We start from the raw sequence: 23,094 nt of genomic DNA on the forward strand, positions 1-23,094 counted from the left end.
CCGTCCTCGGAACGGCGCGATGGGGTCGGATACCGACTAACCGTCCGTTGACGCGCCAACCGCTGCGGGCGGACACCCCCCGACGCGACCCCTTGCGTCGTCCGGCGGGTGCGGCTGCGTCCCGATGGCTGTGGGCGGCTGCGGCTGCACCCCCTGGGGGCGCGGGGAACTGCGCGACCAGCCACTACGGGCCCGCAGCCGCCGGACGACCTGCAGAAGCGGCCCTTAGAGGCGGTCCAGGACCTGAGCCAGCAGGGAGCCCATGCGGGTGGCGCTGTCGCGGCCCGCCTGGAGGACCTCCTCGTGGTTCAGCGGCTCGCCCGTCATGCCGGCGGCGAGGTTCGTCACCAGGGAGATGCCGAGGACCTCCGCGCCGGCCTCGCGCGCGGCGATCGCCTCCAGGACCGTCGACATGCCCACCAGGTCCGCGCCGATGACCCGGGCCATGCGGATCTCCGCCGGGGTCTCGTAGTGGGGGCCGGGGAACTGGGCGTAGACGCCCTCCTCCAGCGTGGGGTCGACCTCCTTGCACAGGGCGCGCAGGCGCGGCGAGTACAGGTCGGTCAGGTCGACGAAGTTCGCGCCGATGATCGGGGAGGTGGCCGTGAGGTTGATGTGGTCGCTGATCAGGACCGGCTGGCCGGGACGCATGCCCTCGCGCAGGCCGCCGCAGCCGTTGGTCAGCACGACCGTCTTGACGCCCGCGGCGACCGCGGTGCGCACGCCGTGCGCGACCGCCGCCACACCGCGGCCCTCGTAGTAGTGCGTACGGCCCAGGAAGACCAGCGCCCGCTTGTTGCCGATGCGGTACGAGCGGATCTTGCCTCCGTGGCCCTCCACCGCCGGCGGCGGGAAGCCGGGCAGCTCGGTGACCTGGAACTCGGCCTCGGGGGCGCCCAGCGCGTCCACGGCCGGGGCCCAGCCGGAGCCCATCACGAGGGCGACGTCGTGGGTCTCGGCGCCCGTCAGTTCGCGCAGGCGGGCCGCGGCGGCGTCGGCGGCCGCGTGCGGGTCGCCCTGGATGTCGTCCGGAAGAAGAGATGCGTTCACGCGCATGAGGGTAGCCGCTGATTGCCTACGCGCGTAGATGTCAAAGCTCACGGGGTGGCGATCGTTGTCTTGTCGTTTCCGACGAGCGGGGCCCGGGCGCGCCCTCAGCAGGGGCGCTTGCGCAGCTCCATCACGTAGTCGTGCGGGGCCCCGGCCGACTCCGCCGCGTCGGCGATGTCGCCCAGGTAGCGGGCGGAGGGCAGACCGCCCTCGTACGCGTTCAGGGTGAAGGCCCACGCGGACTCCTCGCCGTCCAGCGTGTGCACCCGTACGCGTGTGCGGCGGTAGATGTCGAGCCCCACGCCCTCCCAGCGGTCCAGCGACTCCTCGTCCATGGGGGCGATGTCGTACAGCGAGACGAAGACCTGGCAGAGGGGGTCCTCCACGATCGTCGGCAGCGCGCCCTCCCAGCCCATGTGCTCGCCGCCGAAGGTCAGCCGCCATCCGTTCAGCCAGCCGGTGGCGCGCAGCGGCGAGTGCGGGGCGCGGCGGGACATCAGCCGCGCGTCGAGGTTGCCGGCGTACGCGGCGTAGAGCGACATGGGGGAAGGGTACGGCAGGTGCTCCGGCGTCACTCGGGTAACGACCGGCCCGTCGGCGGGCCCCCGGGCGGTGTCCCCTTGTTGAGTGCGGGACAATGGAGTACGTGACTCGGATCGTGATCATCGGTGGCGGACCCGGCGGATACGAAGCGGCCCTGGTGGCCGCTCAACTCGGCGCGGAGGTGACCGTCGTCGACTGCGACGGTCTGGGCGGGGCGTCGGTGCTGACCGACTGCGTCCCGTCGAAGACTCTCATCGCCACGGCCGAGGTGATGACCACCTTCGACTCCTCGTACGAGGAGCTGGGGATCATCGTCGCCGACGACACCCCGCACATCGAGCAGGCCGCCCGGGTGGTGGGCGTGGACCTGGGCAAGGTCAACCGGCGTGTGAAGCGGCTCGCGCTCGCCCAGTCGCACGACATCACGGCTTCCGTGACGCGTGCCGGGGCGCGTGTCGTGCGCGGGCGCGGGCGGCTGGAGGGCATGCAGGCCCTCGACGGGTCGCGCAAGGTCGTCGTGCGCGCCGCCGACGGGAGCGAGGAGACTCTCACCGCCGACGCGGTCCTCATCGCCACCGGCGGACACCCCCGCGAGCTGCCCGACGCCCAGCCCGACGGCGAGCGGATCCTGAACTGGACGCAGGTCTACGACCTCGACGAGCTGCCCGAGGAACTCATCGTGGTCGGCTCGGGCGTGACCGGCGCCGAGTTCGCCGGCGCCTACCAGGCCCTGGGCTCCCGCGTGACGCTCGTGTCGTCGCGGGACCGCGTGCTGCCCGGTGAGGACCCGGACGCCGCCGCCGTCCTGGAGGACGTCTTCCGGCGGCGCGGCATGAACGTGATGGGCCGTACCCGCGCGCAGTCGGCCAAGCGGGTGGGGGACCGGGTCGAGGTGACCCTGTCCGACGGGCGGGTCATCACCGGCTCGCACTGCCTCATGGCCGTCGGCGCCGTGCCCAACAGCGCCGGCATGGGGCTGGAGGAGGCCGGTGTCCGGCTGCGCGACTCCGGGCACATCTGGACCGACAAGGTCTCGCGCACGACCGCTCCCGGTGTGTACGCGGCCGGTGACGTGACCGGGGTGTTCGCCCTCGCGTCGGTCGCCGCCATGCAGGGGCGCATCGCCATGTACCACTTCCTGGGCGACGCGGTGGCGCCGCTGGACCTGAAGACCGTCTCCTCGAACGTCTTCACGGACCCGGAGATCGCGACCGTCGGCTACACGCAGTCCGACGTCGACGGCGGGAAGATCGACGCGCGGGTCGTGAAGCTGCCGCTGTTGCGCAACCCGCGCGCCAAGATGCAGGGCATCCGCGACGGCTTCGTCAAGATCTTCTGCCGTCCCGGCACGGGCATCGTCGTCGGCGGTGTGGTCGTGGCCCCGCGCGCCTCGGAACTGATCCACCCCATCTCGATCGCGGTCGACAACAATCTGACGGTCGAACAGATCGCGAACGCCTTCACCGTCTACCCGTCCCTGTCGGGCTCGATCGCCGAGGTGGCACGGCAGTTGCACACGCGCAAGGAGTCGGCCGAGGGCTGAGAGGCCGGTTCCGTTCCCCCGCCGCTCACGAGGAGTGTCCGACCGTGCGGGCGGCATAGGCGGCGGGACTAGGCCTTATACCACTACGCGGGGTCCGCTGCGAACATCTTCTGCTATTCAGCGCAAACTGCTGAAAGCAGACGGTCGCTGGCGTTACTGTCAGTTTCGTGTTCGCTGCAGAACGTCGCCAATTGATCCTCGAAATGGTGCGAGCGAACGGAGCCGTGTCGCTCCGTGAGCTCGCCCGCGTCGTCCAGACCTCCGAAGTGACCGTACGGCGGGACGTGCGCGCGCTGGAGGCAGAAGGACTCCTCGACCGCCGGCACGGCGGTGCGGTACTGCCGGGCGGTTTCACGCGGGAGTCCGGCTTTCCGCAGAAGTCTCATCTCGCGACCGCCGAGAAGACCGCCATCGCCGACCTCGCCGCGAACTTCGTGGAAGAGGGCGAGGCGATCGTGGTCGGGGCGGGTACGACGACCCAGGAGCTGGCCCGCCGGCTCGCCCGGGTGCCCGGCCTGACCGTCGTCACCAACTCGCTCCTAGTGGCGCAGGCACTGGCCCACGCCAACCGGGTCGAGGTCGTGATGACCGGCGGAACACTCCGCGGTTCAAACTACGCCCTCGTCGGCAGCGGGGCCGAGCAGTCCCTGCACGGGCTGCGGGTGTCGCGGGCGTTCCTGTCCGGGAGCGGGCTGACCGCCGAGCGGGGGCTGTCCACGTCCAACATGCTGTCCGCGTCCGTCGACCGGGCGCTGGTGCAGGCCGCGGCGGAGGTCGTGGTCCTCGCGGACCACACCAAGCTGGGTACGGACACCATGTTCCAGACCGTGCCGACGGACCTCATCACCCGCCTCGTGACGGACGAGCCGCCCGCGCACGACGACCGGGCCGGGACGGAGCTCCAGGCCCTCGCCGACCAGGGCGTGCAGATCGCCGTGGCCGGCGGGCAGGGAGGTACCACGGGAGCGGCAGGCTCCGGGGGTGATGCCGCCCCGGCGCGCCAGCAGCGCCGGGACGTGCCGCTGCCGGGACCCCGGCGGCAGGTGCCGGGCGGCGGGGGCGGCGCGCTGCGCTCCACCGCGATGCTCGGCGAGCAGGGCCCGGCGGCCGAACGGGCCCGGGTGGCGGACCTGCGCCGCCGCTGACGCGCCTGCGGCCGGCCGGGCGGGCGCTCCACGTCACGGTTGGCCGCCGACCGACGCCGTGACGTGGTGGGCCGGTGGCCCGGTGGAAACGCCTGCGGCGCGTCCCCGGGGTGGGGGCGCGCCGCAGACGGTGGTCCTTCGGGGGTCAGTCCTTGATCTCGCAGATCGCCGCGCCCGACGTCACCGACGCGCCGATCTCCGCCGACAGGCCCTTGATCGTGCCGGAGCGGTGGGCGTTGAGGGGCTGCTCCATCTTCATGGCCTCCAGGACGACGACCAGGTCGCCCTCCTTGACCTCCTGGCCCTCCTCGACCGCGACCTTGACGATCGTGCCCTGCATCGGCGAGGTCAGCGTGTCACCGGAGGCGACGGGGCCGGACTTCTTCGCCGCGCGGCGCTTCGGCTTGGCGCCGGCCGCGAGGCCCGTACGGGCCAGGGACATGCCCAGCGACGACGGCAGGGAGACCTCCAGGCGCTTGCCGCCGACCTCGACGACGACCGTCTCGCGGCCCGCCTCCTCGTCCGCCTCCGCGTCCGCGGGTGCCGCGAACGGCTTGATCTCGTTGACGAACTCCGTCTCGATCCACCGCGTGTGGACCGTGAAGGGCTCGGCGGAACCGGTGAGCTCGGGCGCGAACGCCGGGTCCTTCACCACCGCGCGGTGGAACGGGATGGCCGTGGCCATGCCCTCGACCTGGAACTCCTCCAGCGCACGCGCGGCCCGCTCCAGCGCCTCCTTGCGCGTACGGCCGGTGACGATCAGCTTGGCCAGCAGGGAGTCCCACGCCGGGCCGATGACCGAGCCGGACTCCACGCCCGCGTCCAGCCGGACACCCGGACCGGACGGCGGGGCGAAGGTGGTCACGGTGCCGGGCGCGGGCAGGAAGTTGCGGCCCGGGTCCTCGCCGTTGATGCGGAACTCGAAGGAGTGACCGCGCAGCTCCGGGTCGCCGTAGCCGAGTTCCTCGCCGTCGGCGATGCGGAACATCTCGCGCACCAGGTCGATGCCGGCGACCTCCTCGGTGACCGGGTGCTCCACCTGGAGGCGGGTGTTGACCTCCAGGAAGGAGATCGTGCCGTCCATGCCGACGAGGAACTCGACCGTGCCGGCGCCGACGTAGCCGGCCTCCTTCAGGATCGCCTTGGAGGCGGAGTACAGCTCCTCCATCTGCGCCTCGGACAGGAACGGCGCGGGGGCCTCCTCCACCAGCTTCTGGTGGCGGCGCTGCAGCGAGCAGTCACGGGTGGAGACGACGACCACGTTGCCGTGCTGGTCGGCCAGGCACTGGGTCTCCACGTGGCGGGGCTTGTCGAGGTAACGCTCGACGAAGCACTCGCCCCGGCCGAAGGCCGCCACGGCCTCGCGGACGGCGGAGTCGTACAGCTCGGGCACCTCTTCGAGGGTGCGGGCGACCTTCAGGCCGCGGCCGCCGCCGCCGAACGCCGCCTTGATGGCGATGGGCAGGCCGTGCTCCTCGGCGAAGGCGACGACCTCCTCCGCGCCGGAGACCGGGTCGGGCGTGCCGGCCACCAGCGGGGCGCCGGCGCGCTGGGCGATGTGCCGGGCGGCCACCTTGTCACCGAGGTCGCGGATCGCCTGCGGCGGCGGGCCGATCCAGATCAGACCCGCGTCCAGCACCGCCTGGGCGAACTCGGCGTTCTCCGAGAGGAAGCCGTACCCGGGGTGGATCGCGTCCGCGCCCGACTCCCGGGCGGCCTTCAGCACCTTCTCGATGTCGAGGTAGCTGGTGCCCGGGGTGTCACCGCCCAGGGCGAACGCCTCATCCGCGGCGCGGACATGCAGAGCGTCCCGGTCCGGGTCGGCGTAGACGGCCACGCTCGCGATCCCGGCGTCCCGGCAGGCCCGGGCCACGCGGACAGCGATTTCGCCACGGTTGGCGATGAGCACCTTGCGCACGATTGAGGCTCCCTCCTTGAAACAAGCCGAGTTTAGGGACTGCCGACACGGCACTTCGACCCGTCCCCAATGGTGAGCTTGCCCACACGGAGCGTGATTCGAGGCTCGCTCGACCTGCGAAATCCCTTGTCGCACCGCAGAACGCAGTACTCCTCCGGGAAACCCTAGCCGTCTCCTGTGGTCAAGGTCTCTGTCATCACGTGCTGCGGGCCACTCTGTTTCTTTGTGGAGTCCCTACGAATGGCCCAATGATTCTTTGCCTGCCGCCGGACCCTTGTTCCTCCGTTTACCCGTGAGTAGCCTTCGCGGTGTCCCGAACGGCGGAAGGGGGCGCGTGGTGCGCAGGCCGGTGGCGTGGGTCGTGGCGGTCGTGCTGTTCGCCGAGGCGTTCGGCATCGCCGCGCTGAACTGGTTCCTGGGGATGGCCGTCGACCGGCAGGACATGTCGCTGGCCGGGCTCGATCCGCACATGATGTCGGTGTCGTCGAAGATCGGCGGGATCGTCTTCGGGCTCTATTTCGCGGTGTGCGGCCTGGTCGCCCTGCTCGTGGCGCTGCGGGACCAGCGCCCGGCCGGCTTCGGGCGGGTGCTGCTGGTCAGCGCGGCCGTGGTGCACGGGCTGCTCGGGGCGTTCACCTGGGGCCCGGTGGGCCCGCCCGCGTTCCTCTTCATGATGCTGGTGCTCGCCCTGATCGTGCTGCTGCTGATGACGTACGACCGTCCGGCCGCGCCCGCCGGCGCCGCGCCCGAGGACGGCCCGGGCGACGGCGGGCCCACGGTCACCTCTCCGCCGGCGCCCACAACTCCGTGATGCCCACGCCCAGTTCGGCCAGCAACCGCCGGACCAGGGGCAGGCTGATGCCGATGACGTTGCCGTGGTCGCCGTCGATGCCGTCGATGAACGGGGCGGAACGGCCGTCCAGGGTGAACGCACCGGCGACGTGGAGGGGTTCGCCGGAGGCCACGTAGGCGGCGACCTCCTCGTCGGTGGGTTCACCGAAATGGACGACCGTCGACGCGGTGGCGGAGACGTACCGGCCGGTGACCGTGTCGTACACGCAGTGGCCCGTCTGGAGGGTGCCGGCCCGGCCGCGCATCGCCTTCCAGCGGGCGGTGGCCTCCTCGGCGTGCGCGGGCTTGCCCAGCGCCTTGCCGTCCAGGTCGAGCACGGAGTCGCAGCCGATGACCAGCGCGCCCTTGGCCTCCGGGCGGGCGGCCACGACGGAGGCCTTCGCCTCGGCGAGGGCGAGCGCCAGTTCGGCGGGGGTGGGGGCGGTGACGGCGTCCTCGTCGACGCCGCTGACGATCACCTCGGGGGCGAGGCCGGCCTGGCGGAGCAGACCGAGCCGGGCGGGGGACTGGGAGGCGAGGACGAGTCGCCTGCTGCGCTGAGCGGTCATGCCGTCAGATTAGTCACCCGGGCGGGCCGGCTCACCTCACGCCGATCCCGATCATCACCAGCACCATGGCCACCGCCAGGAGAACGCTCAGCCGCCGCAGCATGCCCTGCATGTCACGCAGTTCCTCGGGCGGTTCGTTCTCGGGGTCGGACCACAGCATGACCCCAGCGTGCGGCCCGGCGGGGCGGGGCGCCTGAGTAGGCGTACTCAAATCGGCGCCCCGCGTTCCGCTACCGGGTCCCTCGTACGACGAGGGGAGGTGTCACCCCGGCCAGTAGGTGCGGCCCCACGCGGTCGGCCCCGGCTGGGGCAGGCGGTGGGCCGCGATGCGGGACGGGTCGGACCACGCGTCGCGCGGCGTGGGCGCGCCGGACGGCGCCGCGGCGGCCGCCGCGGCGCGCGCCCTGACCACCGCCAGGGCGGCGGCCAGCTCCTCCGGGGTCGGGTTGCCTCGCAGGACCTTGATGTTCATGGCGGCTCCCAGCAGGCCTAGAGGGGGATGTTGCCGTGCTTCTTCGGAGGCAGGGATTCCCGCTTCGTGCGCAGCTGACGCAGGCCCCGGACGATGTGCCGGCGCGTCTCGGACGGCAGGATGACGGCGTCGACGTACCCGCGCTCGGCCGCGACGTAGGGGTTGAGGAGGGTGTCCTCGTACTCCTGGATCAGCCGGGCCCGGACCGCCTCCAGGTCCTCACCGTCGGCCTCGGCCTCGGCGAGGGTGCGGCGGTGCAGGATGTTGACCGCGCCCTGGGCGCCCATGACGGCGATCTGGGCCGTCGGCCAGGCCAGGTTGAGGTCGGCACCCAGGTGCTTGGAGCCCATGACGTCGTAGGCGCCGCCGAAGGCCTTCCGGGTGATCACCGTGATGAGCGGGACGGTGGCTTCCGCGTAGGCGTAGATCAGCTTGGCGCCGCGCCGGATGATGCCGTCGTGCTCCTGGTCCACGCCCGGCAGGAAGCCGGGGACGTCGACGAAGGTGAGCACCGGGACGTTGAAGGCGTCGCAGGTCCGCACGAAGCGGGCCGCCTTCTCGCTGGCCTTGATGTCCAGGCACCCGGCGAACTGCATCGGCTGGTTGGCGACGATGCCGACCGGACGGCCCTCGACGCGCCCGAAGCCGGTGACGATGTTCGGCGCGTACAGCGGCTGCGTCTCGAAGAACTCGGCGTCGTCCAGGACGTGCTCCAGCACCGCGTGCATGTCGTACGGCTGGTTCGCGCTGTCCGGCACGATCGTGTCGAGCTCGCGGTCCTCGTCGCCGACCTCGAGGTCGGCCTCCTCGGGGAAGACCGGCGCCTCGGAGAGGTTGTTGGACGGCAGGTAGGACAGCAGCTGCTTGATGTACTCGATCGCGTCCTTCTCGTCGCCCGCCATGTGGTGGGCCACGCCGGAGGTCGCGTTGTGGGTCCGGGCGCCGCCCAGCTCCTCGAAGCCGACGTCCTCGCCGGTGACGGTCTTGATGACGTCGGGGCCGGTGATGAACATGTGCGAGGTCTGGTCGACCATCACCGTGAAGTCGGTGATGGCCGGGGAGTAGACCGCCCCGCCCGCGCACGGCCCGACGACCAGGCTGATCTGCGGGATCACACCGGAGGCGTGGGTGTTGCGGCGGAAGATCTCGCCGTACGCGCCGAGCGAGGCCACACCCTCCTGGATGCGCGCGCCGCCGGAGTCGTTGATGCCGATGACCGGGCAGCCGGTCTTCAGCGCGAAGTCCATGACCTTGACGATCTTCTGCCCGTAGACCTCGCCCAGCGCACCGCCGAAGACGGTGAAGTCCTGCGAGAACACGGCGACCGGCCGCCCGTCGACGGTGCCGTAACCGGTGACGACCCCGTCGCCGTACGGGCGGTTCTTGTCGAGGCCGAAGTTGGTCGAGCGGTGCCGGGCGAACTCGTCGAGCTCGACGAAGGAGCCCTCGTCCAGCAGGAGTTCGATCCGCTCACGGGCCGTCAGCTTGCCCTTGGCGTGCTGCTTCTCCACCGCGCGGGCGGATCCGGCGTGTGTCGCTTCCTCGATGCGGCGCTTCAGGTCCGCGAGCTTGCCCGCGGTCGTGTGGATGTCGGGCTGCTGCTCTTCCGGCTCGGACATCGGGATGCGGCTCCCTGCCTGCTCAAAAGGGGGGACGGTTACTCATCCGTAGAGTAGTGGGGTGCCTCCGCATCGGCAGTGCGGCGTTTACCACACCTAGGGTGGCTTGCATGACGCCGCGAGATGCATCAGAGCCGAACGGGAGCCGTTGGTCCGACCTGGACCGGCCGCCCCTCAACGTCACCGCCCTGCGCCGGGGCCTGGTGCGGGAGGGAGGGCTGTGGACCGGGGTCGACGTGGTGCAGCGCACCGGCTCCACCAACTCCGACCTCGTCGCCCGCGCCGAGGAGGGCCGGACGGCGGAGGGCGCGGTGCTGATCGCCGAGGAGCAGACGGCCGGGCGCGGACGCCTGGACCGGCAGTGGACGGCGCCCCCGCGCTCCGGCCTGTTCTTCTCCGTGCTGCTCGCCCCGCGCGAGGTGCCGGTGGCGCGGTGGGGCTGGCTGACCCTGCTCACGGGCGTCGCGGTGGCCACCGGCCTGTCCCGGGCCGCCGGGGTGGACACGGCCCTGAAGTGGCCCAACGACGTGTTGGTCACGGTGGGCGGCGAGGAGCGCAAGGCGGGGGGCATCCTCGCCGAGCGGGCCGGTGACGGCGGGGTCGTGATGGGTGTCGGCATCAACGTCACGCTCAGGGAGAACGAGCTGCCCGTGCCGACGGCCGGGTCGCTCGGGCTGGCCGGCGCGGTGAGCACCGACCGGGACACGCTGCTGCGGGGCGTGCTCCGCTCCCTGGAGGACTGGTACGGCAAGTGGCGTGCGGCGGAGGGCGACCCGGGTCTCAGCGGGTTGCAGGAGGCATATGCCGCCGGGTGCGCGACCCTCGGGAGGGTGGTGCGGGCGGAGCTGCCGGGGGACCGGGCCGTGGTGGGGGAAGCGGTGGCCGTGGACGGCGACGGGCGGTTGGTGCTGGCGACGGAGGCGGGCGTGGAGCCGGTCGGGGCCGGGGACATCGTGCACCTGCGGCCGGCGTGAGACGGGCCGGCGGGCGGGGCCGGAGCCGGGGCCGGGCCCCTGCGGGTCGCGGACCGGCTGAACGAGCGGCCGGGGGTGTCCGGCCCGTCCGGAGCTCGACGACGAGGGCGTTCCGGCCGGACAGGGCCTGGCACCTCACCCGCCGGCCGAACTGACGGAGTGAGCTGGCGCACACCTGCCGTAGAGTTGAGGCCGGTCGATACCTGACCGTGACAGATCGGAAGGGCAGCACGCGTGACCGTCGACGACTCGGGCTCCGGCACGGACGCGCAGGGCGCCGACTCCGGCGAGGATCCGCTCGCCCTGCGCCTCGAAGGGCTCATCCTGGGCGCCGAGCGCCGCTACACCCCGTTCCAGGCGGCCCGCAGCGCCGGCGTCTCCATGGAACTGGCCTCCCGCTTCTGGCGGGCCATGGGCTTCGCCGACATCGGCCAGGCCAAGGCCCTGACCGAGGCGGACGTCCTCGCGCTGCGCCGCCTGGCCGGTCTGGTCGAGGCGGGCCTGCTGAGCGAGGCGATGGCCGTGCAGGTGGCCCGGTCCACCGGGCAGACCACCGCGCGGCTCGCCGAGTGGCAGATCGACTCCTTCCTGGAGGGGCTGACCGAGCCGCCGGAGCCGGGTATGACCCGCACGGAGGTCACGTACCCGATCGTCGAGCTGCTGCTGCCCGAGCTGCAGGAGTTCCTCGTCTACGTCTGGCGCCGCCAGCTCGCGGCCTCGGCCGGGCGGGTCGTGCAGGCCGCCGACGACGAGGAGATGGTCGACCGGCGGCTCGCCGTGGGCTTCGCCGACCTGGTCGGCTTCACCCGGCTGACCCGGCGCATGGAGGAGGAGGAGCTCGGCGAGCTGGTCGAGGCCTTCGAGACGACGGCCGCCGACCTGGTGGCCGCCAACGGCGGACGACTGATCAAGACCCTCGGTGACGAGGTGCTCTACGCGGCCGACGACGCCGGCACGGCCGCCGAGATCGCCCTGCGCCTGATCGAGACGATGGCGCACGACGAGACCATGCCGGAGCTGCGCGTCGGCATGGCGTTCGGCACGGTCACCACCCGCATGGGCGATGTGTTCGGCACGACCGTGAATCTCGCCTCCCGTCTCACGTCGATAGCGCCCAAGGACGCCGTCCTGGTCGACACGGCCTTCGCGGAGGAGCTCATCCGCACGCAGGACGCGCCGTCCTCGGAGGCGGAGGCGGCCGAGGAGGCCGCGGCGGCGGAGAAGGAGGGCGAGGAGCCCCCGTCGTACCGGTTCGCCCTCCAGCCGATGTGGCAGCGGCCCGTGCGTGGCCTGGGCGTCGTGGAGCCGTGGCTGCTCACGCGCCGGGACGAGACGCCCTAGGCGCGTCATCCCTCAGGGGCGGGCGGCGAGCGGGGAGTCGACGCACAGCCCGATGATCGGCACGCACAGCGAGGGATCCCGCGGTTTCTCCGGCTTCTCCGGTTCCCCGCGCGCGGGCGGCGGGGGCGCGGGGGTGGTCCGGCCCGGTGGTGCCGGCGGGGCCGGGGCGGGCTCCGGGGCGCCCGTCGGGGCTGTCGGGCCCGGGGCGCGGGGTGCGTCCGGTGCGTTCGGCTTCTCGGGGATGCCCGTGGACCCGTCCGCGTTCCCGGGGGCCGTGGCGGGCTCGCCGGGTGCTTCCGTGGTGCCCCGCGGGCCGTCGGCGGTGGCCGCGGAGGGCGTGGCCGGTGACGCCTCCTTCGTGAACGGCGACGGGGTCAGACCGCCCAGCGCGGTGGGCGACGAGGGACCCGCCTCGGGCGCGGTGGGTGTGGTCGCGGCGCTGCGGCCGGTCCCGTCCGCGCCGGTCGTGACGGGGCCCGGGAGAGGCCCCGCCTCGTGGGTGCCGGTGCCGTCGGGAGCCGGTCCGGAGGACAGGCGCAGCAGGCTCAGCGCGCCGGCGGCCAGGGCGAGCCCTCCGGCGGCGAGCAGTACCTTGCGAGGGCGGGGTTTGCGGTGCCGCCCACGCACCCGGGCTATCAGCCGGCCGCTCCCGGCCGGGGCGGGTGCCGCCTTCACCGAGGGTGCCGCCTTCACCGAGGGTGCCGCCTTCGCCGGGGGTGCCGCCGGTGCGGCTTGGGCGGGCCTGCTCGCGGCAGCTCGTCCGGGTGCGGGTCCCTGTCCGGGCGGGCGACCGTGTGCGGGTGCGGGTTCCCGTCCGGGCGGGCGACCGTGTGCGGGTCCGGGGCCGGCTTCCGGCGAGGCCGAACCCGTTCCCGTTCGGGCCGCCGGGGACCGCTCCGACGCCCACCTCGAACTGTCCGAGGCGGGTGCGGCCGGCGCGATGGCCGGCTCGCGCGGGGTGGCCGGGCGCTGACGGCGCTGTGCCGTGGTGGTGGCCGTGTTCCGTCGTGGCTGTGGTGTCGCCGGTCTCTTCGTCGTCATGCGGTCGGTCCCTCCCCGATGCCCCGCGCCCCCGGTACGCCATGGCTGACGCACGTTATGCGCTGCTCTCGGTGATCGGGTCCGAGTGGGGAGGACTTCACTCGAACGGGTGGGCGGGCCTGGATGGGATCGGACGGTCGGGCCTTCCGCCGGTGGGGCGCGGCTGCGATGATCGGAGCGGTGTCTTGTTAACCCGCGTTAACCGGAGGGTGTCATGAGTGAGGAACGGTTCGGGGAGTTCGTGCTGGTGCGGCGGCATGAGCAGGGGCGCGTCGCGGAGCTCGTCCTCGACCGGCCCAAGGCCATGAACGCCGTGTCGACGGAGATGGCGCGGTCCATCGCCGGGGCCTGTTCGGCGCTGGGGGAGGACCGGGAGGTGCGGGCGGTCGTCCTGACCTCCACGCACGAGCGGGCGTTCTGCGTCGGCGCCGACCTGAAGGAGCGAAACTCGTTCAGCGACGCCGACCTGCTGCGCCAGCGGCCGGTGACCCGTGGGGCGTACACCGGGGTGCTGGAGCTGCCGGTGCCCACGGTGGCCGCGGTGCACGGCTTCGCGCTGGGCGGCGGGTTCGAGCTGGCTCTGGCGTGCGACGTGATCGTGGCGGACCGTACGGCCGTGGTGGGGCTGCCGGAGGTGTCCGTCGGCGTGATCCCCGGCGGCGGCGGTACGCAGCTCCTGCCGCGCCGGGTCGGCGCCGCCCGGGCGGCCGAGCTGATCTTCTCGGCGCGCCGGGTGGAGGCCGCGGAGGCGGGCGAATGGGGACTGGTCGACCAGGTCGTCGAGGCCGGCCGGGACCGGGACGAGGCGCTGGCGCTGGCCGCGCGGATCGCCGGGAACTCCCCGGTGGGGCTGCGCGCGGCCAAGCGGGCGCTGCGGCTCGGCCAGGGGCTGGACCTGCGGGCCGGCCTGGAGGTGGAGGACGCGGCGTGGCGGGCCACGGCCTTCTCGGGGGACCGCGCGGAGGGCGTCGCGGCCTTCAACGAACGCCGCAAGCCGGAGTGGCCGGGGGAGTGAACACCGGGGGCGGGCGCGGCTCCGTGTGCCGGTAGCGGGGACGGGGCGGTGCTCGCCCGGGTGGGCCTGGCCTGGGCTGGGGCCTTCTGGCGGGTTGCGGCACCCGCGTCGGGGCGGTGCCCCCGGGCTGCCGTCAAACCGGCGCTCGTCCCTCCCCGTTCGCGTCAAGAACAGGTCGGTTTGGCTGAAAACTCCCTAGCCTGGAGTGATGGGTGAGGACAGACGGCTGGTCGCCGTCGTCGCGTTGGCTCAGGGGATGGCGGCCGCGCACGGGTCGCGTGAGGCGTGGCGTGCCGCTGCCAACGGGGCCTGCCGGGCGCTGGGCGGGAGTTTCGCCGCGCTGTCGGTGTGGGAGCGGGAGCTGGGGCGGCTGAAGGTCCTCGTGAACGTCGGGGAGCTCGCCGAGGGGGAGGAGGAGTTCCCCGAGGACGAGTCCTACCCGGTGCACCAGTTCGCCGAGATCACCGAGTTCCTGCACGAGCAGTGGGCCGGTGGCGGGGAGCCGGACGCCTGGGTGGAGACCGCCGAGGGGCCCGCCGGGGGGCAGCCCGGGTACTGCCACCAGCGCGTCGCCGCCCTGCGCCGCCGCGGCCGCGGCTGCTGCGTGGTCGCGCCCATCGTGCTGCACGGCAGGGCCTGGGGCGAGCTGTACGTGGCCCGGCCGGTGGGCGAGCCCGTCTTCGGACGGGCCGACGCCGACTTCGCGACCGTCCTGGCCTCCGTCGTGGCGGCCGGCATCGCCCAGACGGAGCGGCTGGAGGAGGCCCGTCGGCTGGCCTTCACCGACTCCCTCACCGGACTCGCCAACCGCCGGGCCGTCGACGTACGGCTGGAGCAGGCGATCGAGCGGCACCGGCGGGAGGACGCCGTGGTCAGCCTGGTCGTCTGCGACCTGAACGGGCTCAAGCGGGTCAACGACACCCACGGGCACGCGGCCGGCGACCGGCTGCTGGAACGGTTCGGCTCGGTGCTGTCGCTGTGCGGCGCGATGCTGCCGGGGGCGCTCGCGGCCCGGCTCGGCGGGGACGAGTTCTGCCTGCTCGCGGTCGGGCCGCCCGCCGACCAGGTGGTGAAGGCGGCCGGGGAACTGTGCCGCCGCGCGGCCGAGTTGGGGCTCGGCGACGGCGTGGCCTGCGGGGTCGCGTCCACCGAGGACCCGATCGGTCCGGTGCGCTCCGCGCGGCGGCTGTTCCGCCTCGCCGACGCGGCCCAGTACAGGGCCAAGGCGGAGCGAGCCGCGAAGCCGGTCGTCGCCGGCCGGGCCGGACCCGACGACCCCGTCCTGCGGCTCGCGGACGAGCCGTCGAAGGAGGCGGCCGACGGGGAGCGCCGGAGCTTCCGCGGCCGGCACGCCCCCTGAGCGGCCGCGCGGGGCAGGGCGCTGTGACGTATCGGTAAGGGGTGAACCCGGTCCCCAGTGGTGACATCATCGAATTCACTGCGTACGCTCCTGAATATGGATATGCACACTGTGGTGGTGGGGACGTCCGGGACGACGGCGTCCGACGTGCTCGCCGTGGCGCGTGCCGGAGCCCGCGTCGAGCTCTCCGCGGAGGCCGTGGCCGCCCTCGCCGCGGCCCGCGAGATCGTGGACGCGCTGGCGGCCAAGCCGGAGCCCGTGTACGGCGTGAGCACCGGCTTCGGCGCCCTGGCGACCCGGCACATCAGCCCCGAGCTGCGCGCTCAGCTGCAGCGCAACATCGTCCGCTCGCACGCCGCCGGCATGGGCCCGCGGGTGGAACGGGAAGTCGTCCGGGCCCTGATGTTCCTGCGCCTGAAGACCGTCTGCTCGGGGCGCACCGGCGTGCGTCCCGAGGTCGCGCAGACCATGGCCGACCTGCTCAACGCCGGGATCACCCCCGTCGTGCACGAGTACGGCTCCCTCGGCTGCTCCGGGGACCTCGCGCCGCTGTCCCACTGCGCGCTCGCCCTCATGGGCGAGGGTGACGCCGAGGGCCCCGACGGCGTCGTGCGTCCGGCCGCGGAACTCCTCGCCGCCCACGGCATCCAGCCCGTCGAGCTGCGCGAGAAGGAGGGGCTCGCCCTCCTCAACGGCACCGACGGCATGCTCGGCATGCTGATCATGGCCCTGGCCGACCTGGAGACGCTCTACCGGTCCGCCGACGTCACGGCCGCCCTGTCGCTGGAAGCCCTGCTCGGCACGGACAGGGTCCTCGCCCCCGAGCTGCACGCCATCCGGCCGCACCCGGGCCAGGCGGCCAGTGCCGCCAACATGCTCGCCGTGCTGGAGGGCTCGGGTCTGACCGGCCATCACCAGGACGACGCACCGCGGGTCCAGGACGCCTACTCGGTGCGCTGCGCCCCCCAGGTCGCCGGGGCCGGGCGGGACACCATGACCCACGCCCGTCTGGTCGCCGACCGTGAGCTGGCGGCCGCCGTGGACAACCCCGTCGTGCTGCCCGACGGCCGGGTGGAGTCCAACGGCAACTTCCACGGGGCGCCCGTCGCCTACGTCCTGGACTTCCTGGCCGTCGCCGCCGCCGACCTCGGCTCCATCGCCGAGCGGCGCACCGACCGGCTGCTCGACAAGAACCGCAGCCACGGGCTGCCGCCGTTCCTCGCCGACGACCCCGGTGTGGACTCGGGCCTGATGATCGCTCAGTACACGCAGGCCGCCCTGGTGAGCGAGCTGAAGCGGCTCGCCGTTCCGGCGTCGGCCGACTCGATCCCCTCCTCGGCCATGCAGGAGGACCACGTCTCGATGGGCTGGTCGGCGGCGCGCAAGCTGCGCACGTCCGTGGACAACCTCACCCGCGTGCTGGCCATCGAGCTGTACGCCGCGACCCGCGCCGTCGAACTGCGCGAGGGACTCGCCCCGGCGCCGGCCACGCGGGCCGTCATCGACGCCGTACGGGAGGCGGGAGTCCGGGGGCCGGGGCCGGACCGCTTCCTGGCGCCCGACCTCGCCGCGGCGGACGCGTTCGTACGCGACGGGCGGCTGCTGGCCGTGGTGGAGAAGGTCACCGGGCCGCTCAAGTAGGGGCCGCGGCAAGCACGACGAGGGGCCCTGCCGTACGGCGGGGCCCCCTCACGTGCGGGCGGAGCCCGGCCCAACTGCGGTCAGAGACCGAGCCGTTCCCGGCGGACCGAGTACACGACGAACCCGGCGCCCAGCGCCAGGCAGAACGTGCCGCCGATGACGTACGGCGTGCTGTCGAAGCTGCCGGTGTCGGCGAGCCGGGTCCCCGGCACGGAGGCGTCGGCGGTGCCGGCGGTGCCGGCGGCGATCCTCGCCTGTTCCGTGACCTGCGGCGACGGACCGGCCGAGACCGGCTCTCTCACCGGGGTCTCCGACGTCGCGTTGGCGGACGGGACGAACCACATGGCGCCCAGCAGGGACGCCGCGGCAGTGGCGGTCAGCAACGGGCGGCGAGCGGATGACACGGAATATCGATCCCCTTGTGACGTCGGCGAATTGGCCGTGTGGGGCGATGTTAGTGAAAGTCGCGGGTCACGGGAAAGTCACGGGTGGGCCTCGACGTACGCTCGCGCCATGAGCACTCCTGAGACATCACGTTTTGTACGGCTTCGGGTGGACCTCGTCCTCGAGGTCGACGACGCCGACGCGGTCACCAAGGCGGCGCTGCGCCGGATCGGCGAGGACGACGGCATGCCGACGGCCGAGCGGGCCCATGCGGAGAGCGCTGTGACGGAAGACACCGCGGAGGCGCTCGCCTACCTCGTCGACCCGTTCGACCTGGTCAGCCAGGTGCCGGGGGTGGAGCTGCAGCAGGCCTCCTGGAGTGCCGAGCGGATCGACCACGACCCCGATGCGCCGGACTGGGACCTCGACGAGGATGATGGGGACGACGACAACGACGGCTGAGCGCGCGGGAGAACCGATCCGGGCGGCGACCGTCGCCCGGGGTCCGCCCCCCTCGGCCGCGCACCGGCCGCACCCGCCTCGTCCGGCACGGTCCACCGCGGACGTGTCGAGCCCCACACCTGTGCCACTGGGGAACCGGACCGACCGGTCGTAGCGTTGAAAGTTATCGACGGGGACTTTCGGCCGGGACTCACGCGGCGCCGCGTGGGCACTTGGTCGGTGGCGGGGGACTCGGGGTTTTGGGGAAATCGGCAACGATGGAGAAGCGTGTGATGACGGTCAGTAAGCGGCGCAAGGGCCTGACGGTCGCGTCCGCACTGCTCGGCGGAGTGCTGGTGCTCTCGGCCTGTTCCGGCGGCGACGACAGCGCCTCCGGCGGGGACGGTGGCGACAGCTCCCAGTCGAAGGTCGACGAGGCCGCGGCCAAGAAGACCTCCGAGGCCCAGATCAAGATCACACCCAAGGACGGCTCGAACAACGCCTCGATCAACAACTCGGCGGCCGTCACCGTGAGCAAGGGCACGCTCACGACGGTGAAGATGACCACCGCCGACGGCACCGAGGTCAGCGGCCAGATATCCGCCGACAAGAAGAGCTGGAAGCCCAGCACGCAGCTCGAGCGGTCCACCACCTACAAGCTGGCGGCGGAGGCGAAGGACGCCGACGGGCGCATCGCGCACGAGAACGCCTCGTTCACCACGGTCTCCCCGGCCAACAGCTTCATCGGCAACTTCACCCCGGACGACGGCACCACCGTCGGTGTCGGCATGCCGGTCTCGATCAACTTCGACAAGGCGATCACCAACAAGGCCGCGGTCCAGAAGGGCATCACGGTCACCACCACCGGCGGCCAGGAGGTCGCCTGCCACTGGTTCAACGCCAACCGCATGGACTGCCGCCCCGAGGACTACTGGAAGGAAGGCTCCACCGTCACGCTGAAGCTCGCGCTCGACGGTGTCGAGGGTGCCAAGGGTGTCTTCGGCGTCCAGCAGAAGACGGTCACCTTCAAGATCGGCCGCAACCAGGTCTCCTACGTCGACGCGAAGACCAAGCAGATGAAGGTCACGCAGGACGGCAAGGTCGTGCGGACCATCCCGATCTCCGCCGGTTCGCCGGAGAACAAGACCTACGAGGGCATCATGGTGATGTCCGAGAAGTTCAAGGAGACGCGCATGAACGGCGCGACCGTGGGCTTCACGGACGACGACGGCAAGGGCGAGTACGACATCAAGGACGTGCCGCACGCCATCCGCCTCTCCAGCTCCGGCACCTTCATCCACGGCAACTACTGGGGCGCGAAGTCCATCTTCGGCAGCGCCAACACCAGCCACGGCTGCGTCGGGCTCCAGGACGCCAAGGGCGCGAACGACCCGGACATGCCGGGCGCCTGGTTCTTCGACAACTCGATCCTCGGTGACGTGGTCGTCGTCGAGAACACCGGCGACAAGACCATCGCGCCGGACAACGGCCTCAACGGCTGGAACATGAGCTGGGCCGACTGGAAGGCCGGCTCGGCCGTCTGACGGGCCGCCACCACCCGCGCGCACAGAAGGCCGCCGCCCACCCCGCCGAGGGCCGGGCGGCGGCCTTCTGCCGCTCCCGGTCGTGGGCTGCCGACCGGCATGCCCGGGGGCCGCGCCTCGTCAAGGGGTACACGCGTGACCAACTCCGCTTCCTCGTAACGGAGTTCCGGCGATCGTGTAACAGCCGGCCGACGGATCCCGCACCCCCTTCTCACCTCTTGAGCAGCTGATCACCCGTCGGCATACTGCGTCCTCGGGGGCGTACGCCCATGCGTGCGAGACCACCCCCGGCCGGGTGAACGGGGAAGTCGCCCGGTTCTTCTGCAAGGGGGAAACTTGCGCAGACAAGTGAAAAGGGCGTGCGCCGCCACGGTAGCGACAGCGGCGGCCGTGGCTCTGGCGGCGGGCATGACCGGCCCGGCGTCGGCCAGCGGCGAGCAGGCGGCCGCGGCCGCCGCGCCGGCGACCCTGGCCGCCAAGCACCACGTCACCCTCATCACCGGCGACCGGGTCGCCCTGGACGCGAAGGGCCGCGTCGTCGGCTTCGAACGGGCCGAGGGCCGCGAGGGCATACCGGTCCAGGTCCGCAGGCTCGCCGGGCACACCCTAGTGATCCCGGCCGACGCGGCCAGGCTGATCGCCACCGGCAAGCTCGACCAGCGGCTCTTCGACGTCACCGAACTCGGCACGTCGGCCACCCGCAAGGCCCAGAAGAGGGGCCTGAAGGTCATCGTCGGCTACCGGGGCGGCGCCGCCGCGGCCAGGGCCGACGTCCGGGACGCGGGCACCCTGCGCCACACACTGAAGACCCTGAACGCCGACGCCGTGCAGACACCGCAGCAGGAGGCGCCCGAGCTCTGGGAGGCCGTCACCGACGGCGACCGGACCGCCTCCGGCATCGCGCACGTCTGGCTCGACGGCGTGCGCAAGGCCAGCCTCGACAAGTCCGTCGCGCAGATCGGCGCGCCCAAGGCCTGGTCCGCCGGGTACGACGGCAAGGGCGTCAAGATCGCCGTGCTGGACACGGGGGTCGACGCCACCCACGAGGACCTCAAGGGCCAGGTGATCGGGGCCAGGAACTTCACCGCCTCGCCCGACGCCTCCGACAAGGTCGGCCACGGCACGCACGTCGCCTCCATCGCGGCCGGCACCGGCAAGAAGTCCGGCGGCACGTTCAAGGGCGTCGCGCCCGGCGCGAAGATCCTCAACGGCAAGGTCCTCGACGACGACGGCTACGGCAGCGACTCCGAGATCCTCGCCGGCATGGAGTGGGCCGTCGCCGAGGGCGCCGACGTCGTCAACATGAGCCTGGGCGGCGGCGACACGCCCGCGATCGACCCGATGGAAGCGGCGGTCAACAAGCTCTCCGAGGACAAGGGCGTCCTGTTCGCCATCGCCGCCGGCAACGAGGGCGACTTCGGCGAGCAGACCATCGGCTCCCCGGGCAGCGCCGCCGCGGCGCTGACCGTCGGCGCGGTCGACGGCAAGGACGAGCTCGCCGACTTCTCCAGCCGCGGCCCGGGCCTGGACGGCGCCCTCAAGCCGGACGTGACCGCGCCCGGCGTGGACATCACGGCCGCCTCGGCCAAGGGCAACCAGATAGCCGGCGAGGTCGGCGAGAAGCCGGCCGGCTACATGACGATCTCCGGCACGTCGATGGCGACCCCGCACGTCGCGGGCGCGGCGGCGATCCTCAAGCAGCAGCACCCGCAGTGGAAGTACGCCGAGCTGAAGGGCGCGCTCACCGGGTCCACGAAGGGCGGTCCCTACACGCCGTTCGAGCAGGGTTCGGGCCGTATCCAGGTCGACAGGGCCATCAAGCAGTCCGTGATCGTCGAGTCGGCGTCGGTGAGCTTCGGGGTCCAGCAGTGGCCGCACACCGACGACAAGCCGGTCACCAAGGAGCTGACGTACCGCAACCTCGGTACCGAGGACGTCACGCTGAAGCTGGCGTCGACCGCCACCGGCCCCAAGGGCCAGGCCGCCCCGTCCGGCTTCTTCAAGCTGGGCGCCGCGTCGGTGACGGTCCCCGCGGGCGGCAAGGCCTCCGTCCCCTTCACCGTGAACACCAGGCTGGGCGGCACGCTCGACGGCGCGTACTCCGCGTACGTGACGGCCACCGGCGGCGGCCAGAGCGTCCGCACGGCGGCGGCGGTGCAGCGGGAGGTTGAGTCGTACGACGTCACGCTGAAGGTCCTGGACCGCGACGGCAAGCCGGCGAAGAACTACAGCGCCGACCTGACCGGCATCGCGGGCCTGGCCAAGGGCAAGGGCGCCACGCCGTACGACGCCGACGGCACGGTCACCACGCGCCTGCCGAAGGGGACGTACGTCCTCAACAGCAGCGTCTACGTGGGTGACGACCCGGAGAAGTTCGAGGGCGCCGACTGGCTCGCCCAGCCCAAGCTGAAGGTGTCCAAGGACACGACGGTCACCCTGGACGCCCGCACGGCCAAGCCGGTGGACATCACCGTCCCCGCCACGGGCACCAAGCCGGAGTTCGCCTCCGCCGACTTCACGGTCACCCAGGGCGACGACAGCTACGGTTACGGCTGGTGGCTGGACTCCTTCTCCGACATCCGCACCGCCCACGTCGGCCCGCGGATCACCGACGGTTCGGTGACCCAGCAGTGGGACGGCCACTGGAGCAAGGGCGGCAAGGAGGAGTACGACACCGTCGCCGGCGGCCCGGTCGAACAGCTCGCCACCGGCTTCACCAAGCACTACAAGGCGAGCGAGCTGGCGACGCTGAAGGTCGGCCTCGGTGGCCCGTCCGCCGGCAAGAAGGGCTCGGTCGAGGCCATCGGCTGGATGCCGTGGAGCAGCTCCGCCACCTCGATCGGCCTGCCGCAGACCCTGCCGGGCACCCGGACGCTGCACCTGTCCGCGCAGGGCGGGGTGCGGTGGCAGCTCGAGTTCGCCCAGAACGGCGGGGTCGACGAGGACGGCTGGCCGATCACCGAGGCCGCCTACGCGATGGGCGAGCGGAAGTACACGGCCGGCAAGAGCTACTCCACGACCGTCAACACGGCCGTCTTCGGGCCGCGGCTGAGCGCCGACTTCGGCCTCTTCCGCGACGGCAACAAGATCTTCGGCTCCCTGCCGCTGTTCTCCGACAGCCAGGGCAACGTGGGGTACTCCCTGTTCACCTCGTCCGTCACGACCCTGGACCGCAACGGCGCCAAGGTCGGCAGCAACGACGACCCGCTGTTCGGCGACAAGCAGTTCAAGGTGCCGGCCGCCGACGCCGAGTACAAGCTGTCGACGTCGGTGAAGCGGAGCGTCAAGGTCGCCGCGGCCTCCACCCGCATCGACGCGAGCTGGACGTTCCGTTCCAAGAAGACCGCCGACCTGAAGCAGCTGCCCGCCTCCACGGCCGTCTTCCACGCCACCACCGGCCCGGACAGCAAGGTCGCGGCCGGCCGGACCGTCAAGATCCCGGTCACCGTCGAGGGCGCCGCCAAGGGCGCCAACCTCAAGTCGCTGTCGGTGTACGTCTCCTACGACTACGGCCAGACCTGGAAGAAGCTGACCGTCAAGGACGGCAAGGTCGGCGTCAAGAACCCGGAGAAGGGGAAGGCCATCTCCTTCCACGCCAAGATCGCCGACAAGAAGGGCAACAAGTCGACGATCTCGATCTACAACGCGTACTACGGCAAGTAG

At 72.3% G+C, this 23,094-nt stretch carries 20 protein-coding genes; 11 read left to right on the forward strand and 9 right to left on the reverse strand.

Annotated features, from left to right (window positions below; all coding sequences use genetic code 11):
* Nucleotides 1–225 precede the first annotated feature (225 nt).
* Nucleotides 226–1,050 (reverse strand): purine-nucleoside phosphorylase, encoded by an 825-nt coding sequence (locus tag ACZ4M5_RS09495; RefSeq protein ID WP_467734719.1) that lies wholly within the window; start codon nt 1,048–1,050, stop codon nt 226–228.
* Nucleotides 1,051–1,154: 104 nt separating this feature from the next.
* Nucleotides 1,155–1,592 (reverse strand): gamma-glutamylcyclotransferase family protein, encoded by a 438-nt coding sequence (locus tag ACZ4M5_RS09500; RefSeq protein WP_467734721.1) that lies wholly within the window; start codon nt 1,590–1,592, stop codon nt 1,155–1,157.
* Between the two features lie 95 nt (nt 1,593–1,687).
* On the opposite strand from ACZ4M5_RS09500, the gene ACZ4M5_RS09505 reads away from it, so the two are divergent.
* Entirely contained in the window at nt 1,688–3,136 is a 1,449-nt protein-coding gene (locus ACZ4M5_RS09505) for an NAD(P)H-quinone dehydrogenase (RefSeq protein ID WP_451876634.1), read from the forward strand.
* A gap of 167 nt (nt 3,137–3,303) precedes the next feature.
* On the forward strand, nt 3,304–4,281 hold the full coding sequence (locus ACZ4M5_RS09510; protein ID WP_467734723.1) for a DeoR/GlpR family DNA-binding transcription regulator: 978 nt from the start codon (nt 3,304–3,306) through the stop codon (nt 4,279–4,281).
* 145 nt (nt 4,282–4,426) lie between these two features.
* Here ACZ4M5_RS09510 and ACZ4M5_RS09515 read toward each other — a convergent pair whose 3' ends face one another.
* Complete coding sequence (locus tag ACZ4M5_RS09515; RefSeq protein ID WP_467734725.1) at nt 4,427–6,199, reverse strand: acetyl/propionyl/methylcrotonyl-CoA carboxylase subunit alpha; 1,773 nt, start codon at nt 6,197–6,199, stop codon at nt 4,427–4,429.
* A gap of 334 nt (nt 6,200–6,533) precedes the next feature.
* Here ACZ4M5_RS09515 and ACZ4M5_RS09520 point away from each other — a divergent pair, with 334 nt between their 5' ends.
* The gene (locus tag ACZ4M5_RS09520; RefSeq protein WP_467734727.1) at nt 6,534–7,010 is read left to right on the forward strand and encodes a hypothetical protein; all 477 of its coding nucleotides are present in this window, start codon (nt 6,534–6,536) and stop codon (nt 7,008–7,010) included.
* Here the strand turns inward: ACZ4M5_RS09520 and ACZ4M5_RS09525 are convergent.
* The 4 genes from ACZ4M5_RS09525 to ACZ4M5_RS09540 form a co-directional block, all read right to left on the reverse strand.
* On the reverse strand, nt 6,979–7,599 hold the full coding sequence (locus ACZ4M5_RS09525) for a Maf family protein (RefSeq protein ID WP_467734728.1): 621 nt from the start codon (nt 7,597–7,599) through the stop codon (nt 6,979–6,981). The genes ACZ4M5_RS09520 and ACZ4M5_RS09525 overlap by 32 nt on opposite strands.
* A 31-nt stretch (nt 7,600–7,630) precedes the next feature.
* Nucleotides 7,631–7,759 (reverse strand): morphogenic membrane protein MmpB, encoded by a 129-nt coding sequence (gene mmpB, locus ACZ4M5_RS09530; RefSeq protein ID WP_333932515.1) that lies wholly within the window; start codon nt 7,757–7,759, stop codon nt 7,631–7,633.
* A 102-nt stretch (nt 7,760–7,861) separates the two neighbouring features.
* A complete protein-coding gene (locus ACZ4M5_RS09535; RefSeq protein ID WP_467734729.1) occupies nt 7,862–8,071 on the reverse strand; it encodes an acyl-CoA carboxylase epsilon subunit in 210 nt (69 codons plus the stop codon).
* A 17-nt stretch (nt 8,072–8,088) separates the two neighbouring features.
* Nucleotides 8,089–9,690: an acyl-CoA carboxylase subunit beta gene (locus tag ACZ4M5_RS09540; RefSeq protein ID WP_467734731.1), complete on the reverse strand. Its 1,602-nt coding sequence runs from the start codon at nt 9,688–9,690 to the stop codon at nt 8,089–8,091.
* A 110-nt stretch (nt 9,691–9,800) separates the two neighbouring features.
* On the opposite strand from ACZ4M5_RS09540, the gene ACZ4M5_RS09545 reads away from it, so the two are divergent.
* A complete protein-coding gene (locus ACZ4M5_RS09545) occupies nt 9,801–10,664 on the forward strand; it encodes a biotin--[acetyl-CoA-carboxylase] ligase (protein WP_467734733.1) in 864 nt (287 codons plus the stop codon).
* A 234-nt stretch (nt 10,665–10,898) separates the two neighbouring features.
* A complete protein-coding gene (locus tag ACZ4M5_RS09550; RefSeq protein ID WP_467734735.1) occupies nt 10,899–12,005 on the forward strand; it encodes an adenylate/guanylate cyclase domain-containing protein in 1,107 nt (368 codons plus the stop codon).
* A 12-nt stretch (nt 12,006–12,017) separates the two neighbouring features.
* On the opposite strand, the gene ACZ4M5_RS09555 is transcribed toward ACZ4M5_RS09550, so the two are convergent.
* Entirely contained in the window at nt 12,018–12,698 is a 681-nt protein-coding gene (locus tag ACZ4M5_RS09555; RefSeq protein ID WP_467734737.1) for a hypothetical protein, read from the reverse strand.
* Between the two features lie 562 nt (nt 12,699–13,260).
* Here ACZ4M5_RS09555 and ACZ4M5_RS09560 point away from each other — a divergent pair.
* The 3 genes from ACZ4M5_RS09560 to hutH all read left to right on the forward strand — a co-directional run bounded on the left by ACZ4M5_RS09560 (nt 13,261) and on the right by hutH (nt 17,062).
* Nucleotides 13,261–14,061, forward strand: coding sequence for an enoyl-CoA hydratase/isomerase family protein (locus ACZ4M5_RS09560; RefSeq protein WP_467734739.1), 801 nt, complete (start codon nt 13,261–13,263; stop codon nt 14,059–14,061).
* A gap of 208 nt (nt 14,062–14,269) precedes the next feature.
* Nucleotides 14,270–15,421, forward strand: coding sequence for a GGDEF domain-containing protein (locus ACZ4M5_RS09565; RefSeq protein WP_467734741.1), 1,152 nt, complete (start codon nt 14,270–14,272; stop codon nt 15,419–15,421).
* A 102-nt stretch (nt 15,422–15,523) separates the two neighbouring features.
* Entirely contained in the window at nt 15,524–17,062 is a 1,539-nt protein-coding gene (gene hutH, locus ACZ4M5_RS09570) for a histidine ammonia-lyase (protein WP_467735547.1), read from the forward strand.
* An 80-nt stretch (nt 17,063–17,142) separates the two neighbouring features.
* Here the strand turns inward: hutH and ACZ4M5_RS09575 are convergent, their stop codons facing one another.
* Nucleotides 17,143–17,466: an LPXTG cell wall anchor domain-containing protein gene (locus ACZ4M5_RS09575; protein WP_467734743.1), complete on the reverse strand. Its 324-nt coding sequence runs from the start codon at nt 17,464–17,466 to the stop codon at nt 17,143–17,145.
* Nucleotides 17,467–17,575: 109 nt separating this feature from the next.
* On the opposite strand from ACZ4M5_RS09575, the gene ACZ4M5_RS09580 reads away from it, so the two are divergent.
* The 3 genes from ACZ4M5_RS09580 to ACZ4M5_RS09590 all read left to right on the forward strand — a co-directional run bounded on the left by ACZ4M5_RS09580 (nt 17,576) and on the right by ACZ4M5_RS09590 (nt 23,094).
* Nucleotides 17,576–17,908, forward strand: coding sequence for a hypothetical protein (locus ACZ4M5_RS09580; protein WP_467734745.1), 333 nt, complete (start codon nt 17,576–17,578; stop codon nt 17,906–17,908).
* A gap of 272 nt (nt 17,909–18,180) precedes the next feature.
* A complete protein-coding gene (locus ACZ4M5_RS09585) occupies nt 18,181–19,431 on the forward strand; it encodes a L,D-transpeptidase (RefSeq protein ID WP_467734747.1) in 1,251 nt (416 codons plus the stop codon).
* A 348-nt stretch (nt 19,432–19,779) separates the two neighbouring features.
* Complete coding sequence (locus tag ACZ4M5_RS09590; protein ID WP_467735549.1) at nt 19,780–23,094, forward strand: S8 family serine peptidase; 3,315 nt, start codon at nt 19,780–19,782, stop codon at nt 23,092–23,094.

Source organism: Streptomyces sp. NPDC026246, assembly GCF_055567995.1.

Bases quoted from the DNA above. Each gene is read 5' to 3' on its own strand.
- ACZ4M5_RS09525 (WP_467734728.1), bottom strand. From the start codon at position 7,599: ATGACCGCTCAGCGCAGCAGGCGACTCGTCCTCGCCTCCCAGTCCCCC.
- ACZ4M5_RS09565 (WP_467734741.1), top strand. From the start codon at position 14,270: ATGGGTGAGGACAGACGGCTGGTCGCCGTCGTCGCGTTGGCTCAGGGG.
- ACZ4M5_RS09500 (WP_467734721.1), bottom strand. From the start codon at position 1,592: ATGTCGCTCTACGCCGCGTACGCCGGCAACCTCGACGCGCGGCTGATG.
- ACZ4M5_RS09560 (WP_467734739.1), top strand. From the start codon at position 13,261: ATGAGTGAGGAACGGTTCGGGGAGTTCGTGCTGGTGCGGCGGCATGAG.
- ACZ4M5_RS09540 (WP_467734731.1), bottom strand. From the start codon at position 9,690: ATGTCCGAGCCGGAAGAGCAGCAGCCCGACATCCACACGACCGCGGGC.
- ACZ4M5_RS09505 (WP_451876634.1), top strand. From the start codon at position 1,688: ATGGAGTACGTGACTCGGATCGTGATCATCGGTGGCGGACCCGGCGGA.
- ACZ4M5_RS09580 (WP_467734745.1), top strand. From the start codon at position 17,576: ATGAGCACTCCTGAGACATCACGTTTTGTACGGCTTCGGGTGGACCTC.
- hutH (WP_467735547.1), top strand. From the start codon at position 15,524: ATGCACACTGTGGTGGTGGGGACGTCCGGGACGACGGCGTCCGACGTG.
- mmpB (WP_333932515.1), bottom strand. From the start codon at position 7,759: ATGCTGTGGTCCGACCCCGAGAACGAACCGCCCGAGGAACTGCGTGAC.
- ACZ4M5_RS09585 (WP_467734747.1), top strand. From the start codon at position 18,181: ATGACGGTCAGTAAGCGGCGCAAGGGCCTGACGGTCGCGTCCGCACTG.
- ACZ4M5_RS09545 (WP_467734733.1), top strand. From the start codon at position 9,801: ATGACGCCGCGAGATGCATCAGAGCCGAACGGGAGCCGTTGGTCCGAC.
- ACZ4M5_RS09535 (WP_467734729.1), bottom strand. From the start codon at position 8,071: ATGAACATCAAGGTCCTGCGAGGCAACCCGACCCCGGAGGAGCTGGCC.